Here is a 16,107-nt window from a genome sequence, read left to right on the forward strand (position 1 = left end):
GCCTTGCAGCGGGCCCTCCGGGCGCTTCGTTCTTTCGTGTTTCCAGCTTACCAGATGTTTTCCGCTCCGTTTTCCGGGGCTTCGTCATCCAACTCACTGGTGTCTTCTGCGGCTTGACGCCCCGTCCGACGTTTCAAACTCTAGCCGATCCCCGCTCCGAAAAGCGAATCCGGCTGCAATCCGATAAAACGCACATGACAAATAAGCCCCAGGCCAGGACGCGTAAAGAACGCGAACAGGACCCGGCGCGAACCGAGAAGTGGTGTTTCAAAGGATTGGCTACCCCGGGACCGTCCGCGCTGTGATGCGTGTCCGGTGCTCCCTGCCAGGCAGCTCGAAGAACACTAGACCTCCGGGACGACCGAGTCAAGCGTCGCAAGTGGTTTCTCGGTCTCCTCCGCCGCGGGCAGCTGGAAGGCCAGGACGGCGACGTCGTCGTCGTGCTCCGAGGTCACGCCCATCGCCCGCAGCAGCCGGGCGCAGATCACCTCGGGGGCGCCGATCGCGCCGGTGAGGGTGCGGGCCAGCAGGTCGAGTCCCTGGTCGATGTCCTCGTCCCGGCGCTCGACCAGGCCGTCCGTATAGAGGACGCCGGTGGTGCCGGGGAGCAGGCGCAGGGTGTGGGAGACGTGCAGGCCGCCGCCGGTGCCGAGGGGCGGGCCGTTCTGTTCCTCGCTGCGCAGGATGGTTCCGTCGGGGCAGCGCAGCAGGAGGGGCAGGTGGCCGGCCGAGGCGTAGGAGAGGGTCCGGCGCTCCGGGTCCCAGACCGCGTAGGTGCAGGTGGCGATCTGGTTGGCGTCGATCTCCATGGCGAGGCCGTCGAGCAGGCACATCACCTCGTGCGGGGGCAGGTCGAGGCGGGCGTAGGCGCGGACGGCGGTGCGCAGCTGGCCCATCACCGCGGCGGCCCGCAGGCCCCGGCCCATCACGTCGCCGATGACCAGGGCGGTGCGGCCGCCCGCGATGGCGATGACGTCGTACCAGTCGCCGCCGACCGCGGCCTCGGCGCCGCCCGGTTGGTAGGTGGCGGCGACCCGCAGGCCGGCCGGCTGGTCGAGCTTCTGCGGGAGCAGGCTGCGCTGGAGGGTGACGGCGGCCTCGCGCTGGCGGCGTTCGGCCTCGCGCAGGCGGGCGGCGGCGAGGACCTGGTCGGTGACCTCGGCGGCGAAGATCAGGACTCCGGCGGGCGGGCCCTCGGCGGCCGGCGGCTTGTCAGCCGGCTCGCCGGTGTCGCCGGGGCCGAGCGGCACGCAGGAGACGTTGTAGTAGCGGTTGCCGGTCAGGCCGAGGATGCAGCGGGCCTTGACGCTGCGGGGGCGGCCGCCGCGGATGACCTGGTCCATCAGGGGCAGGACGCCCATGGTGCCGAGTTCGGGGAGCGCCTCGCCCGCCGGCAGTCCGGTGGGGCGTTCGCCGAAGAGTTCGCGGTAGGCGCGGTTGGCGTAGCCGAGCTGGTGGAGCGGGCCGTAGGTGACGGCGACCGGGGCGGGGATGCGGTTGAGGACCTCGCGCAGGTGCTGGGGCTTGAGCGGGTCGAGGAGCTCGGCGGTGGCGGCGGGGCTGCTGGGGTCGCGGGGGCTGGGCACGACGACGCCGTCGGTGGCGGGCATGCCTTCGTCGGTGCCGGTCCCGTTGGGTGGGGCGGCACGCCAGGGGACTCCGGTGAGCCGGGCGCTCCAGCGCATGAGGTTCAAACGACGGCCGCTTCCTCGGTTTCTAGACATATCATCACTTTTTGTGTGCGGATCAGCACACGGGGTAATGACCAGTTCGGGCTGATCCTGTCAGGCGGAGGGCCCGTTCCGGAAGTCGCGCGCCCGGCGTGGCCGTCGGATCGCTCCCCGGTTCGGTCTCCGGACCGTTCATCGGCCCGGGGTGACGGTGTCGTTCACCGGGGGGCTTCCGGCCCGGCGCCCGGCGGTCGGCCGGGCCCGGAATCGAAACCACCCTCGAAGGCCGAACGCGGGTGCTCCATCGCCCCCAGTGAGACCACCTCCCGGGAGAACACCCCGCCGAGCACCCAGTCCATCAGCACCCGCACCCGGCGCTCCGCGCTCGGCAGCCGCCGCAGGTGCCGCGCCCGGTGCAGCCACCACGCCCGCCGTCCGGTGAGCCGGCCGCCGCGCCGGGTGTGGGCGACCGCCCGGTGCAGGCCCAGCGAGGTGGAGCAGACGGCGGGACCGGGCCGGTACCCGGCGAGCCCCGGCGCGTGCGGCCCGTCGGCTAGGGCCACCGCGAGGTTGCGGGCCAGCAGCTCGGCCTGGGCGAAGGCGTGCTGGGCGTTGGGCGCGCACGGGGCGCCGCCCGCCGCCGGGTCGGGTACGGCCGCGCCGTCGCCGGCCGCCCAGACGCCGGGCAGGGCCCGCCCGTCCGGGCCGACGGCCTGCAGCGTCGCCAGACAGCGGACCCGGCCCTCGGTGTCCAGCGGCAGATCGGTGTCGCGCAGCAGCGGGGAGGGCCGGACACCCGCCGTCCAGACCAGGGTGCGGGCGCCGAAGCGGCTGCCGTCGGAGAGCGCGGCGACGCCGCCGACGGCGGACTCCAGGGTGGTCCGCAGCCGGATGTCCACGCCGCGCTCGCGCAGTTGGCCGAGGGTGTGCTCGGCCAGCTCGGGCGACTCCTCGGCGAGGATCCGGTCGGTCGCCTCCACCAGCACCCAGCGCAGGTCCTCGGCGCGGACGTTGTGGTAGCTCCGGACGGCGGTGCGGGCCATGTCCTCCAGTTCGGCGAGCGCGCCGACGCCGGCGTACCCGGCGCCGACGAAGACGAAGGTGAGCGCGGACTGCCGCAGGGCCGGGTCGCGGGTGGCGGAGGCCAGGTCGAGCTGCTCCAGCACGTGGTTGCGCAGGTGCACCGCCTCGGCGACGGTGGAGAAGCCGAGCCCGTGCTCGGCCAGGCCGGGCACCGGGGCGGTGCGGGAGACCGAGCCGGGGGCCACCACCAGGACGTCGTAAGGGAGTTCGAGCGGTGCCGGGCGCTCGCCGGGGCCCGCCGCGTCGGCCAGGGCGCGTCGGGCGGCGTGTTCGATCCGGGTGACCCGGGCGGTGAGCACCCGGCAGTCCGGCAGCGCCCGGCGCAGCGGCACGACCACGTGCCGGGGGTCGATCGAGCCGGCCGCGACCTCGGCGAGCAGCGGGTGGTAGGTGAAGTGGGCCCGGGGCTCGACGACGGTGATCTCGACCTCCCCGCGCCGCAGCTGCTCCCGCAGGCCGCGCTGGAGGTTGAGCGCGGTGGCGGTCCCGGCGCAGCCGCCGCCGACGATCAGGATCCTGATGGTGCACCTCCTGCCGATGTGGCCTTCCCTCCCGGCCCCGCGGCCGGGGGTGTCCCCCCATCACGCCCCCCTATGAAGGACCGGCGGAGGTGGTCTTGTCCACAGTCCGTACGGGGCTGGTTGCCACGGAAGGGGCAGGCGTGGCCAGTTGTGCTTCCCGGGCGACTTTCTGACGCACTTTCGGCCGCGAAGAGCCGTGAACTATGGTCGGATTGTGTGCCGGAGCGGCCATCGCCATGACAATCGGCGGCGACGCACCGTGGAGCGGCCACTACGGCCAGTTCCAGCGTTGGCGCGAGATCCCGACTGGGGCACAGTCATCCGGGGAAGGTAGTCCCCGGACGAGGCCCCGGACGGTGCCGACGCGCCGAGCCGGACGTGAACGCGGCCCGGCGGCACGACCGTGGTCAACCGTGGTCAACGGAACGGGACGGGCGGCACGAGCAATGGGTCATCTGGTCATTTCTGACGCGCTGAGCTGCACCGGGGGGTGCAGGGGCGGGCGACGACAGGGTCCGGTTTCGGACGCCTGCGGGGGAGAGTTGGGATGATGGAGCAGAAGCAGGTGTTGGGGCGGGCGGGTGCACCGCACGCCGGACAGGGCATGGTGCCGGAGCAGCGCGGCCCGGTGGACCTGCCACAGGCGGGGATGTCGTACGCGGCCGTCCCGTACCGGGCGGAGCCCCCGCAGACCAGCGCGCCGGTGCCCGGGGCCCGGCTGCGGGTGGACGCGCGGCGGAACCTGGAGAGCGTGCTGCGCGCGGCCCGGGAGGTGTTCGGCGAGTTCGGCTACGGCGCTCCGATGGAGGAGGTCGCACGCCGGGCCGGGGTCGGGGTCGGCACGGTCTACCGGCGCTTCCCGAGCAAGGAGGTGCTGGTCCAGCGGATCGCCGCCGAGGAGGTGGCCTGGCTGACCGCGCAGGCGCGGGAGTCGCTGTACGGCGGCGACGGCGCCTGGGACGCCCTGGCCGGGTACCTGGCCCGGGCGGTCGGCACCGGGGCCGGGCGGCTGCTGCCGCCGGAGGCGTTCCGGTACGCGGAGGAACTGGGCCGGGTGCCCGAGCAGCGCGGGTCGGAGGCGCCGGCGGCGGTCCGCTTCGACCTGCGCGGCGAGGAGGCGCGGTCCGGGGCGGTGGTCGAACCCTCGACGGCGGACGCCGATCCGCGGCTGCTGCTGCAGCTGTTGGCCGCCCTGGTGGCGCGGGCGGGCGCGGCGGGCGAGTTGCGGCCGGGCGTCACGGTGTCGGACGTGGTGCTGGTGCTGACCGCCTCGGTGCCGGTGCACGCGGGCCGGCCCTCGGTCACGGCGCCCACGGCGGCCGGATTCACCGCGACCGGTCCGCAGCCGGACGGTCAGCCGACTTCCGGGCCGTCGGACCGGCTGTTGCAGATACTCCTGGACGGCCTGCGGGCGCGCTGACACCCCTTCGGTACCGGAGTTGGACGGGAGACCGGCGCGCGGGCAGGGCGCGCGCGCCGGGTGCGGGCGTCGCACGACCCACCGCCGCACGCTGGGCGAACACCCTCGCGACGCCCCCTCGGAAGGGTGGGTACCGGCCGGTCCGGCTACCGCCCGTCCCTGCGCTATGCCATCCTTTGCCCGTGGTTGGAGCCAATGTCCCGATGCGCGCCCTTCGCGCGCCGTCGGCGCCGTACGCCGGGGAACCGTGCGCCTACGCACTCCCGCGCGCCCTGCCACACTACGGGGGCTGTCGTGGAATCTGGGGTCCGTTGTGAGCGCCGAGGAACAGAACGACTACGGGTACGGGCGCGACTTCGGAGGCTTCTCCGGTAGTACCGCCGAGGGCTCCGGCGGCACCGGCGGCGGTACCGGCAACGGCGCCGCGGGCGGCACCGGACCGTCCCAAGTCCCGGGCGCCGCAGGCGGTTCGCACGCCGGACAGGTCCCGGACCAGGCCGGCATGCCCAGCCGCGAGTCGCTCTCCGCCTCCGCCGCCGCGCTGCCCTCCGGCCGGGTACCCGGCCAGGCCCCCGCCGGCCGCGGCGGCGTCGCCCCCGAGGCGTTCGTCGGCGAGTCCTTCCAGGGCGACCACCGCCGGGCCCGGACCACCGTGCCCGCCCCCGCCGACCCGGTCGACGGCGACCGCCCGGCCTCCGACGCCGAGTTGACCGCCCGGGTGCGGGCCGGCGACGACACCGCGTACGAGGAGATCTACCTCCGGCACGTCGACTCGGTGCGCCGCTACGCCCGCACCTGCTGCCGGGACAGCTTCACCGCCGAGGACCTCGCGGGCGAGGTCTTCGCCCGCACCCTCCAGGCCCTCAAGGCCGGCAAGGGGCCCGAGTTCGCCGTCCGCGCCTACCTGCTGACCGCCGTGCGCAATGTCGCGGCCGCCTGGACCCGCAGCGAGCGGCGCGAACAACTCGTCGACGACTTCGGGGTGTTCGCCCAGAGCTCGGCCGCCGTGGTCGACCTCGACCTGGCCGACCCGGGCGCCGACGCCTGGGCGATGGCGATGGCCGACCAGCGCATGGTCATGCAGGCCTACGCCGAACTGCCCGAGGACGACCGGGTGGTGCTCTGGCACACCGAGGTCGAACAGGAGTCGCCGAAGACCGTCGCGGTGATGCTCGGCAAGACCGCCAACGCCACCGCCGTGCAGGCCCACCGGGCCCGCGACCGGCTCGCCGCCGCCTTCCTCCAGGCGCACGTCTCCGGCAGCCAGGACCGCACCTGCGAGGCCTACGCCAACCGGCTCGGGGCGTACGCGCGCGGCTCGCTGCGCAAGCGCGCCTCGGCCGAGGTCGGACGGCACCTCAAGGAGTGCGACCGCTGCACGGCGGCCTGCCTGGAACTCACCGAGATCAACACCGGCCTGCGCGCGCTGCTGCCCGGCGGCGTGCTGGTCTGGGTCGGGGTCGGCGGGTTCAGCGCCGCCGCCGCGGCCGTGGGCGGGGTCGCCGCCGTCGGCGGTGCGGCCGCGGCGGGTACGGCGGCGGCCGCGGCCGGGTCCTCGGGGACCGCGGCGGGCACCGCCGGGGCCGCCGGAGCCTCGGGCGGCGCGGCAGGCGGTGCCGGTGCCGCCGGTGCCGGCGGCGCGGCGGGCGGTTCGAGCGGAAGCGCCGCCACGGCGGCGGCCGGCGAGGGCCTGGGCACCGCCGCCAAGGCGGGGATCGCCGCCGCCGTGGCCGTCGCGGCCGCCGCCGTGGCCGCCTATGCGCTCACCGGCTCGCCCGAGCCGAAGCCCCCGGTGGCCGCTCCCCCGGCCACCAGCGCTCCCGTCTCCCCCGCCCCGGTCGTTCCCGCGCCCGCACCGCCCGCCGCTCCGGCCCCGGCACCCAGCAGCGCCGCCCCGCAGCCGGCCGCCAGCCCGAGCGCCGCCCCGACCTCGAAGCCCACCACCGAGCCCAGCCGGGCCCCGGTGGCCACCCGGGCCCCGCGGAGCGAGCCGCCCACCAGCCAGGCCCCGACCAGCCAGGCCCCGGCCCTCCCGACCCCGACCCCACCGACCGTGCCGCCGGTGCCCACGCCGGAGGTGCCGGTGCCCGAGGTGCCGACCCCGACCGTGCCGCCGGTGCCGACCCCGACCGTCGCCCCGCCCACCCCGACCGCGCCCGCCGACTACTGGGGCGACTCGCTGCCGGTGACCAAGCCCGGCCACAACCGGGTGCCGCCGGAGGGGCCGAGCATCCGGCAGAAGGGCAGCGACCGGTTCTGGCAGCACGACGGCGGCTGGATCGGCGGCACGTACCACCCGCACGCCATCACCGTGCACGCGCCGGCCACCACCCTGATCGACCTCAACCGCAGCTGCACGTCCTTCGACGCGGTCGCCGGGGTCGACGACGCCACGCTCACCCCCGGCGGGGTGGTCTTCACCGTCCAGGGCGGCGACGGCAGCACCCTGTGGCGCTCCCGGGCCGTCGGCCCCGGGGACGACGCGGTGCCGGTGCACGTGCCGCTGGCCGGACAGAAGTCGATCCGGCTGGTGGTCACGCCGGCGAACGGGGTCTGGTCGGCGCTGAACGTCGCGGACTGGGCGCAGGCGCGGTTCAGGTGCTCGTGACCGGCCGGTAGTACGGCTTCGGACGCGCGTCGGGGCCCGTTCCTCCCGGAACGGGCCCCAACCGCGTCCTGCGACCTGGGTCCTGCGTCAGATCGCGCAGGAACCGTCCGCGCAGGCCTCGCCGGCCGGCGCCACCGGGACCGGGGCCGGCCGGCGCTCGCCGATCTCGGCGGCCACCTGCTCCAGCACCTTGCCGAAGGTCTCGGCGTCCTGCCCGCCCTGGACCGCCCACTTGCCCTCGAACACGAAGGTCGGCACGGCGGAGATGCCCAGCTCACGGGCCTCGGCCAGCTGGGCGCGGACCTCGGCGGTGCCCTCGTCGCCCGCCAGGTAGGCGGTCACCCGGTCGCGGTCCAGCCCGGCCGCCACGGCGACGTCGGCCAGCGCGGCCCGGTCGCCGACGTCCACGCCGTCGGTGAAGTGCGCCTTCAGCAGCGCCTCCTTGAGCCGGCCCTGCGCCTCGGCGCCGTACTCGGTCTCGGCGAGGTGCAGCAGGCGGTGGCCCAGGAAGGTGTTGGCGTGCAGGGCGGCGTCGAAGTCGTAGGTGATGCCCTCGGCGAGGCCCAGCTCGGCCACCCGGGCGTCCATCGCGACCGACTGCGGGCCGTACCGCTCGGCCAGCCAGGCGCGGTGCGGGCTCGCCGTCGCGGGCGCGTCCGGCACCAGCTGGTACGGGCGGTAGACGACCTCGACGGCCTCCTTGCCCGGGAACTCCGCCAGGGCCTGCTCGAAGCGGCGCTTGCCGATGTAGCACCAGGGGCAGGCGATGTCGGACCAGATCTCGACCTTCATGAGAGGGGGCTCCAGGGCGTGTCGTGGGACGGGTACGAGATAGGTGAACGATGAACCATCTCGGTACATTCCCGACACCGGGCCGGAGCCCCGGATCAGGGCCGGGTGCCTCGGACCAAGGCCGAGGGCCCCGGCTCAGACGTCCGCGGGCGCCGGGACCACCAGGACCGGACACGCCGCGTGGTGCACCGCCGCCGAACTCACCGAACCCAGCAGCAGCCGGGCGAAGCCCCCGTTGCCCCGGGTGCCGACCACCAGCGTGTGCTGCCGGGTCGACGCCTCCAGCAGCACCTCGATCACGTTCCCCAGCACCACGTGCAGCGACAGCTCCCCGGCGTACGGACGCACCCGCTGCCGCAGCACCGTCGCCACCGCCCGGCGCAGCCCGTCCGCCGTGCTCTCGACCAGCGTCTCCACGCTCTCCTGCACCAGCTCCGCCATCCCCGGCGGGTAGCCGGCCGGTGCCGGGTTCACCACGGCCAGCACGTACAGCGGCAGGCCGAACAGCTCGGCCTCCGTCATCGCCCGGTCCAACGCCCACAGCGAGCCGTCCGACCCGTCACAGGCCGCCAGCACCCCGGGCGCCCGCCCCGTCGGCGGCCGCCCCAACACCGACAGCACCACGGGAACCTCCTGCCCCGGGCTCACACCGGCCACCGCACACGCTCCTCACCCCGGACTCACAGCCCCGTCATCATCACCCGCCCGGCGGGATCCCCCCACCGAGCCGCGCCGGACGGCGGCGGGGCAGGACGGCGGAGCAGGGCGGTGGGGCCCGGCCGCCGCCGCCGTGGGAAGGAAGCGGCCCGGCCCCCGGGCCGGTCAGGGAGCGGAGTCGATGCGGACCGAACCGATCGTCGCGGGCGGAACGAAGAACATCGGGCTCTGGCCCCGCCTGACGATGTCGCCGGTGCAGTTGCGGAACCGGAAGACGGTCATGCTGCCGTTACCCGCGCGGCTCCCCACGGCGATGCTGTGGATGTGGGTGGTCAGGGACGGGTTGACGCACTGCCCGACGGCGACCTGCCGGGAACTCACGGTGGTGCCGTCGTCGATCTGCAGCGAGGGGGTGGCGGCGACGGCCGTGGTGGCCGTCGCGACGACGGCCGCGAGCGCGGCCATCCCGACGGCGGTACCGGTCCGGGCGGATCGAGGACTGGGGATGCGCATGGGGGTGTCGTCCCTCCGAGTCGGCGCGCGGGCCCGAGGACCGGGCCCGTGCCACTCTGGCCGACGGCGACCGGAGCCGCTCGCGAACGGCCGGGAATCCCCGGAAGAGCGCACTGCGGGCGCCGGATCGCGCGGCGCGCGTCCGGTGCGCGCGGGGCCGGTGCGCGCGGGGCTGGACGCGCCGGGCCCGGGCGGAGCCCTCGACGGGTGGGCGCCGCAGGCGGCCCCGCACGTCCCCGGTCCACGTTCCCGGTGGGCTCAGGGGGTGAGCGCCGGGAGGTGGGGGTGGGGGAGGCCGGTCCAGCAGGCACCGTAGCGGCGGGCGCGGAGGCGGCGCAGCCAGAGTTCGGTGGAGACCAGGTCGGCGAGGCCGGCCAGCGCGGTCGGGGAGAGCGGGGCCCGGAGGTCGGCGCGGACGGCGGGGAGGTCGATGAGGCCGGCCTCGGCGAGGAGGGGGGCGTCGAAGAGTTCGGCCAGGCCGTCGGCGGCGAGGCGCAGGCCGGCCCGGGCGGGGGCGGAGCGGTCGGGGCGGGGGCCGCGGCCCCAGTCGGGGGGCAGGTCGGTGCGGCCGGCGCCGGTGAGGACGGCGTGCAGCAGGGCGTGCCGGGCGCCGGGCTGGAGCCGGACGTCGTCGGGGAGCAGCCGGGCGGCGCGGACGACCTGGTTGTCGAGGAAGGGCGCGTGCAGCCGCTGGCCGGGCCGTTCGGCGGCGTGGACGAGCGTGCGATAGGAGCGCGCGTGCCGGTGGAGAGCGTAGCGGGCACGGTGCGCGCCGGGGTGTTCCTCGGGCGCCGGCCTGCGCGCCGCCAGCCGCAGCCGCAGGGCCACCGAGGAGAGCGCCTCGTCGGAGAGCCAGCGGGCGGCCGGACCGGGAACGCACCAGACGAGGTCGACGGCCGAGCGGTCGCCCGCCGTGCCCGCGCCGTCCGGGACGTGCCGGGCGGTCAGCTTGGCGGCGGCCTCGTCCAGTGCCTCGGCGTAACGGACCCGGGAGAGCCGGTGGGCGGCCCGGACCACGGTGAGCGGAGTGCGCAGCGCGCCGGCCAGCACGCCCGCCGCGGCCCGGTCGGCGCCCGCCAACGCCGCCACCGGGGGCAGCAGTTCGCGCGGCCGTCCGGCCCGGATGAGGTCGGCGAGCCGGGCCGGGTGGCCGTCCAGGACCTGGCGGGCTCCGTAGCCGGTGAGGTGGTCGGTGCCGCCGGCGTCGAAGCGGGCCCCGGCGCGGGCGGCGGCGACGAGTTCGGGGCCGGGCTCGTCGGTGAGCGGGCCGGACTGCGGGTCGGCGCGCAGGACCGCGTACGGGAGGGTGTCGGGGCCCGGGGTGAGCACGGTGTGCCGCAACCGCGGGGTGTCGGGGGCGAGCGCGAGGGTGGTGGGCGGTTCGGTCTCGCCGAGCGTGACGGCGGCCAACTGCTCGGGTGCGGCGGGCCCTTGGGCGGCGTCCCGGACCCAGGAGCCCTTGACCGCCCCGGTCCTGGCACCGGCCCCATCGGTGACTCCGGCCCCGGTCCCGGCCTCGATGGCGAGCGCCGCCGGCCCGGCGGCGGCCGGTGCGGGCGCCGCCGGCAGCGGCACGGCGGCGGCGAGCAGGGCGACGGTCGCGGAGGCGGTGCCGTACGAGAGGTCGACGCCGAGCCGGGCCCGCCCGGTGGGGTCACCGGCCGGTGTGGGGGTACGGACCCGGGAGCGGACGGACTCCAGCAGGGCGCGGGTGAGTTCACGGACGGCGGGCGCCTCGTCGCGCGGCTGTTCGGCGCCGGGCGGTTCGTCGTAGGCGTCGAGGTAGGGGCGGCCGCCGCGGACCGCGAGCACGTGGCCGGGCGGCACCCGCTGGACGCCCAGGTACGGCGTGCCGGTGCCGAGCGCCTCCGGGGACTCCGGGCAGGCGAGCCTGGCGGCCAGGTGGCCGGTGTCCAGCGCGGCGCCGATCAGGTCGGCGAGCGGCAGGGCGGCGGTGGCGTACGCGGTGCCGCCCGCCCAGGGGGTGTGGAAGACCGGCTGGGCGCCGGCGAGGTCGGTGAGCAGCAGGGTGGAGCGGGTGCCGGCGCGCAGGACGACGGTGTAGCTGCCGGGCCAGACGGTGAGGTGGCGGACGGCGCCGCCGCGGGCGGCGGCCAGCCCGGCGGCGAGTTCGGCGTCGGTGGCCCCGCAGTGGCCGAGGACGGCGAGCCGGGTGGTGGCGGGGGTGTCCTCGACCGGGTCGGGGGTGGTCGGGCCGGTGCTGACGGTGGCGCGGGCGCCGGGGCGGAGGGTGACCAGGCGGATCTCCTCGGGCCGCCAGTCGCCCACCGCCCAGAGCGGGTTGGGGCCGGTCCAGAGGGGGCGCGCGGCGATCGGCGTGACGGTGGCGAGGGCCTCGTGCACCGGTGTGCCCGCCCGGGGCGCGCCCGTGCTCCAGCCCGTCAGCCACCGCATCGCGCCTCCACCGGACGAGGACCTGCACGCGCGCGGCGGGTCCGGCGCCGGGCGGGCGGCCGGGTGGGGTGCCGGGGCGGCCTCGGGGTGCCGGGGCGGTGCGCACGCGCGTCCGGGCGCGCCCTCGTTCCGGCGCGCCGTCAGGAGACATCGTGCCACCACCGGGCTTCGCCGGGGCCGGTGTTGTCGGTTCCGGTTCCGTTCCGGTTCCGTTCCGGCGGGCCGCGCGGAGCGGGTCGGGGTCCACGCGCAACGGGACGGGATCCACGCGCAACGGGGCGGGATCCGGGCGCAACGGGGCGGGATCCGGGCGGAGCGGGTCGGGGTTCGGGCGGGCCGGGCCTCCCCCTCCCTGGCCCGGACCGCCCGGGCGACACCCTTGACATGGGCATCGCGAGATGGCCGAAAGGCGTCGCCCAGCCCGGGAGGGCATCCGCATGCCCTCCCGGACTTCACCGCCGCCCGCGGGGATTGAGGCGGCGGCATCCCCCGGCCCGCCGGGTCCTCGACGGCGGGCCGACCCACGACCACCAGCGAATCGCCGAGCAGCCGGTCGGGCCAGGGGGCACGGCCGGGCGCACGTGAACACGGGACCGGAGCACGACGCTCCGGCGCGCGGTGCGGCCGAACCGCTCCGAGTGGTCCGGACCAACAGCCGCGACGGGTCGGCACGGCACCGCCGGGTGCGCGATCCCGCCATCCGGAATGCGGCCTCTTAACCGTCGGAACGCGTCCGACTACTCTAGGTACAGCAGCTACGGCCCGGTGCCGCCCGGGCCCCGCGCACAAGGCCGCAGGAGGTGCCGCCGCCACCATGACCGTCAGCCCACGAGGACCGAACGAACGGCTCGGCACGCTCCTGACCCTGGCCCAGATCAGCAACGCCGGACTGGCCCGCAGGGTCAACGACCTGGGCGCCCAGCGCGGGTTGACGCTGCGGTACGACAAGACCTCGGTGGCCCGCTGGGTCAGCAAGGGCATGGTCCCGCAGGGTCCCGTCCCGCACCTGATCGCCACCGCGATCGGCGGCAAGCTCGGCCGGCCCGTCCCGCTGGAGGAGATCGGCCTGGGCGACACCGACCCGGCGCCCGAACTCGGCCTGGCCTTCCCGCGCGAGGTCGAGGACGCGGTGCGCTCCGCCACCGACCTGTTCCGGGTCGACCTCGACCTGCGCCGCGGGCCGGGCGGCGGCCGCTGGAGCGACAGCCTGGCCGGCACCTTCTCGGTCGCCGCGTACGCCACGCCCGTCTCCCGCTGGCTGATCAACCCGGCGGACGGCTCGGTGGCCCGCGAGGTGCCCCGCTCCCCCAGCGAGAACTCCTCGTACCGGGTCGGCCACTCGGACGCCGTCAAGCTCCGCGAGGCCGCCCAGGAGGCCCGTCGCTGGGACTCCAAGTACGGTGGCGGGGACTGGCGTTCGTCGATGGTGCCGGAGTGCCTGCGGGTGGAGGCAGCGCCGCTGCTGCTGGCTTCCTACAGCGACGCGGTGGGCCGGGCGCTGTTCGGCGCGACCGCCGAACTGACCAGACTGGCCGGCTGGATGGCGTTCGACACCGGACAGCACGAGGCGGCCCAGCGGTACTACATCCAGGCCCTGCGGCTCGCCCGGGCCGCCGCCGACGTGCCGCTCGGCGGCTACGTGCTGGCCTCGATGAGCCTGCAGGCCGGCTACCGGGGCTTCGCCGAGGAGGCCGTCGACCTCGCCCAGGCCGCCCTGGAGCGCAACCGCAGCCTGGCCACCGCCCGGACCATGAGCTTCTTCCATCTGGTGGAGGCACGGGCCCAGGCCAAGGCCCGCAACGCGGCGGCGTGCGCGACGGCGCTCGGCGCGGCGGAGAGCGCACTGGAACGGGCACGCGCCGGGGATCCCGATCCGGCGTGGATCGACTTCTACGCCTACGACCGGCTGGCCGCCGACGCAGCCGAGTGCTTCCGCGACCTCGGAGTGCCCGCCAAGGTCCGGCAGTTCACCCGTGAGGCGCTGGCCAAGCCCACCGAGGGCTTCGTCCGCTCGCACGGCCTGCGGCTGGTGGTCTCGGCGATGGCCGAGGCCGAGGCGGGCAACCTGGACGCGGCGGTCGCGGCCGGCGAGCGCGCCGTCGAGGTGGCCGGCCGGATCTCCTCCCAGCGCAGCCGGGAGTACGTGGTGGAGATGCTGCGGCGACTGGAGCCCTTCCAGGGTGAACGCCGGGTCCGGGAGTTGACGGAACGCGCGCGGGCGGTGATCGTCGCCCCGGCGTGAGTCCGGGGCGCGGAGCGACGAGAGGGCCTGAACGGCCTGGCGATAAATCGGATGCACCTGCGAGAGGGGCCTGGATAAGGTCTCTCTCGTCCAGGTGCGCAGGCGGAGGTTACTTCCACTTCCAAATGGGCAGGTCGCGGGTTCGAATCCCGTCATCGGCTTTCAGGCCGGTGTAGCTCAGTGGCCTAGAGCAGCTTGTCACCTCAGTCGACTTCGATCTCTGGACATCCATACCTGAATAGAATTCCGCACCTCCCGGTGCGACGGCAGCGGTTACTTCTGTGGAGTGCCCCCTCGCGGGGCGCGTTGAAGCACCCATACCGCAGCCGATTCCATTGATCTCGGGAGGCAGCTGCGCCTCGGAGTGCCCGGTGCGCAGGCGGGGGTTACTTCGGATCTTGCGGTTCCGGGTTCAAATCCCGGGCGTGCCGTGCGCGAGTGCGGCCGCTAGCTCAATCCGGTAGAGCACAAGGCATATACACCTCCGCCGAGGTCGGCCGTTCGACGACGGCCGACATGATCTCGGGCACCCCCGGCCGCAGCATGCCTCCCTCCCGTAGACGACCAAGCACGCCGAGGGGGGCTGCAGCATGTCCAGGTTCAACATCCGCAAGGCCAAGGCGACTCCGACGTCACCGGTGTCCACGACCGGGCAGCGCGTCGCCAACCACAACGGCGGCACCGGCTTCGTCCGCGACGCCAAGTCCGAGCTGTTCCTGCTGGCCGTCGCCAACATGGTCGGCCAGGACACCTTCTACGAGCGCGGCGGCGCCCGCGACGACCGCTACACCGCGCTGGTGCGCGAACTCGCCGTTGCCGACCCGGAGTGGACCCTCGGGCTGCTGCGCTGGCTGCGGTACGGCGCCCAGATGCGCACCGCCGCGCTGGTCGGCGCCGCCGAGTTCACCCGGGCCCGGCTGGACGCCGGCGCCCACGGGCACTCCCGGCAGGTCGTGGACGCCGTGCTGCGGCGCGCCGACGAGCCCGGCGAGCTGCTCGCGTACTGGACCTCGCGCTACGGCCGGGCGCTGCCCAAGCCGCTGAAGCGCGGCGTCGCGGACGCGGTGCGGCGGCTGTACGACGCCCGCGCGCTGCTCAAGTACGACACCGCGAGCAAGGGCTACCGCTTCGGTGACGTCCTGGAGTTGACCCACCCGGCGCCGGACCCGGCCAAGCCCGGGCAGGGTGCGCTGTTCGCCTACGCGCTGGACCGCCGGCACCGCCCGGAGGAGGCCGTCCCGCCCGCCGTCGACCGGATGCTGACCGCCAACCGCGAGCTGCTCGCGCTGCCGGTCGAGCAGCGCCGGGCGGCCGTGACGGCGCCGGACGGCGCGGAGCGGCTGGCCGCGGCCGGGCTGACCTGGGAGGCGCTGGCGGGCTGGCTGCAGGGGCCGATGGACGCGGCGGCCTGGGCGGCGGTCATCCCCTCGATGGGTTCGATGGCGCTGGTCCGGAACCTGCGCAACTTCGACCAGGCCGGGGTGTCGGACGAGGTCGCGGCCGAGGTGGCCCGGCGGATCTCCGACCGGGGCGAGGTGCGGCGTTCGCGCCAGTTCCCGTTCCGCTACCTGGCCGCGTACCGGCACGCGCCCTCGCTGCGGTGGGGGCACGCGCTGGAGACGGCACTGGGCCACTCGCTCGGCAACGTGCCCGAGCTGCCCGGCCGGACGCTGATCCTGGTCGACCGCTCCGGCTCGATGTTCGACCGGCCCGGTGCGCAGACCCAGCTCAACCGGGCGGACTCGGCGGCGATCTTCGGCACCGCGCTGAAGGTCCGGGCGGCCGAGGCGGACCTGGTGGAGTTCGGCTCCGGCAGCCGGGTGGTCGAGGTCGGCCGCGGGGAGTCGGTGCTGCGGGTGCTGGAGCGGTTCTCCGACCTCGGCGGCACCAACACCGCCCAGGCCGTCCGCACCCACTACCGGGGCCACGACCGGGTGGTGATCGTCACCGACGAGCAGCCCGGCTTCGGCTACCGGAACGACGGCGACGCCCTCGCCGCCGTCCCGGCCCACATACCCGTCTACACCTGGAACCTGGCCGGCTACGCCACCGGCCACGGCCCCAGCGGTGTCGCCCACCGGCACACCTTCGGCGGCCTCAGCGACGCGGCCTTCCGGCTGATCCCGCTCCTGGAGGCCGGGTCGGACGCCGGCTGGCCCTGGGAGGTCTAGGGTCCGCCGGACAGG

The 16,107-nt window shown here is 75.6% G+C and carries 10 protein-coding genes and 1 pseudogene; 5 read left to right on the forward strand and 6 right to left on the reverse strand.

Going from position 1 to position 16,107, the window contains the following annotated elements:
* Nucleotides 1-305, forward strand: a 305-nt coding sequence (locus ACIP4P_RS39210; protein WP_400927493.1) for a hypothetical protein, incomplete at its 5' end; no start/stop codon positions are given.
* A gap of 96 nt (nt 306-401) precedes the next feature.
* Here the strand turns inward: ACIP4P_RS39210 and ACIP4P_RS39215 are convergent.
* Nucleotides 402-1,694, reverse strand: a pseudogene (locus ACIP4P_RS39215) (PP2C family protein-serine/threonine phosphatase); the annotation flags it as partial.
* Nucleotides 1,695-1,888: 194 nt separating this feature from the next.
* Complete coding sequence (locus ACIP4P_RS39220) at nt 1,889-3,268, reverse strand: NAD(P)/FAD-dependent oxidoreductase (protein ID WP_400927745.1); 1,380 nt, start codon at nt 3,266-3,268, stop codon at nt 1,889-1,891.
* Nucleotides 3,269-3,821: 553 nt separating this feature from the next.
* On the opposite strand from ACIP4P_RS39220, the gene ACIP4P_RS39225 reads away from it, so the two are divergent.
* Together ACIP4P_RS39225 and ACIP4P_RS39230 are read left to right on the forward strand one after the other, a co-directional pair.
* The gene (locus ACIP4P_RS39225; protein WP_400927496.1) at nt 3,822-4,694 is read left to right on the forward strand and encodes a TetR/AcrR family transcriptional regulator; all 873 of its coding nucleotides are present in this window, start codon (nt 3,822-3,824) and stop codon (nt 4,692-4,694) included.
* A gap of 313 nt (nt 4,695-5,007) precedes the next feature.
* The gene (locus ACIP4P_RS39230) at nt 5,008-7,302 is read left to right on the forward strand and encodes a sigma-70 family RNA polymerase sigma factor (RefSeq protein ID WP_400927499.1); all 2,295 of its coding nucleotides are present in this window, start codon (nt 5,008-5,010) and stop codon (nt 7,300-7,302) included.
* Nucleotides 7,303-7,389: 87 nt separating this feature from the next.
* Here ACIP4P_RS39230 and ACIP4P_RS39235 read toward each other — a convergent pair whose 3' ends face one another.
* From ACIP4P_RS39235 to ACIP4P_RS39250, 4 genes are all read right to left on the reverse strand, one after another.
* A complete protein-coding gene (locus ACIP4P_RS39235) occupies nt 7,390-8,094 on the reverse strand; it encodes a DsbA family oxidoreductase (RefSeq protein WP_350513580.1) in 705 nt (234 codons plus the stop codon).
* 135 nt (nt 8,095-8,229) lie between these two features.
* Nucleotides 8,230-8,751: a universal stress protein gene (locus ACIP4P_RS39240; protein ID WP_350513579.1), complete on the reverse strand. Its 522-nt coding sequence runs from the start codon at nt 8,749-8,751 to the stop codon at nt 8,230-8,232.
* 165 nt (nt 8,752-8,916) lie between these two features.
* The gene (locus tag ACIP4P_RS39245) at nt 8,917-9,264 is read right to left on the reverse strand and encodes a hypothetical protein (protein WP_400927504.1); all 348 of its coding nucleotides are present in this window, start codon (nt 9,262-9,264) and stop codon (nt 8,917-8,919) included.
* 258 nt (nt 9,265-9,522) lie between these two features.
* Nucleotides 9,523-11,679: an asparagine synthase-related protein gene (locus ACIP4P_RS39250; RefSeq protein WP_400927506.1), complete on the reverse strand. Its 2,157-nt coding sequence runs from the start codon at nt 11,677-11,679 to the stop codon at nt 9,523-9,525.
* Between the two features lie 814 nt (nt 11,680-12,493).
* On the opposite strand from ACIP4P_RS39250, the gene ACIP4P_RS39255 reads away from it, so the two are divergent.
* Both ACIP4P_RS39255 and ACIP4P_RS39260 read left to right on the forward strand, forming a co-directional pair.
* The gene (locus ACIP4P_RS39255) at nt 12,494-13,921 is read left to right on the forward strand and encodes an MFS transporter (RefSeq protein ID WP_350513576.1); all 1,428 of its coding nucleotides are present in this window, start codon (nt 12,494-12,496) and stop codon (nt 13,919-13,921) included.
* A 590-nt stretch (nt 13,922-14,511) separates the two neighbouring features.
* On the forward strand, nt 14,512-16,092 hold the full coding sequence (locus tag ACIP4P_RS39260; protein WP_400927510.1) for a TROVE domain-containing protein: 1,581 nt from the start codon (nt 14,512-14,514) through the stop codon (nt 16,090-16,092).
* Nucleotides 16,093-16,107 lie beyond the last annotated feature (15 nt).

Source organism: Kitasatospora sp. NPDC089509, assembly GCF_044749365.1.
Taxonomy (GTDB): Bacteria; Actinomycetota; Actinomycetes; order Streptomycetales; family Streptomycetaceae; genus Kitasatospora.

Coding starts and splice junctions, on each gene's coding strand:
- ACIP4P_RS39225 (WP_400927496.1), top strand. CDS start 3,822: ATGATGGAGCAGAAGCAGGTGTTGGGGCGGGCGGGTGCACCGCACGCC.
- ACIP4P_RS39235 (WP_350513580.1), bottom strand. CDS start 8,094: ATGAAGGTCGAGATCTGGTCCGACATCGCCTGCCCCTGGTGCTACATC.
- ACIP4P_RS39245 (WP_400927504.1), bottom strand. CDS start 9,264: ATGCGCATCCCCAGTCCTCGATCCGCCCGGACCGGTACCGCCGTCGGG.
- ACIP4P_RS39250 (WP_400927506.1), bottom strand. CDS start 11,679: ATGCGGTGGCTGACGGGCTGGAGCACGGGCGCGCCCCGGGCGGGCACA.
- ACIP4P_RS39255 (WP_350513576.1), top strand. CDS start 12,494: ATGACCGTCAGCCCACGAGGACCGAACGAACGGCTCGGCACGCTCCTG.
- ACIP4P_RS39260 (WP_400927510.1), top strand. CDS start 14,512: ATGTCCAGGTTCAACATCCGCAAGGCCAAGGCGACTCCGACGTCACCG.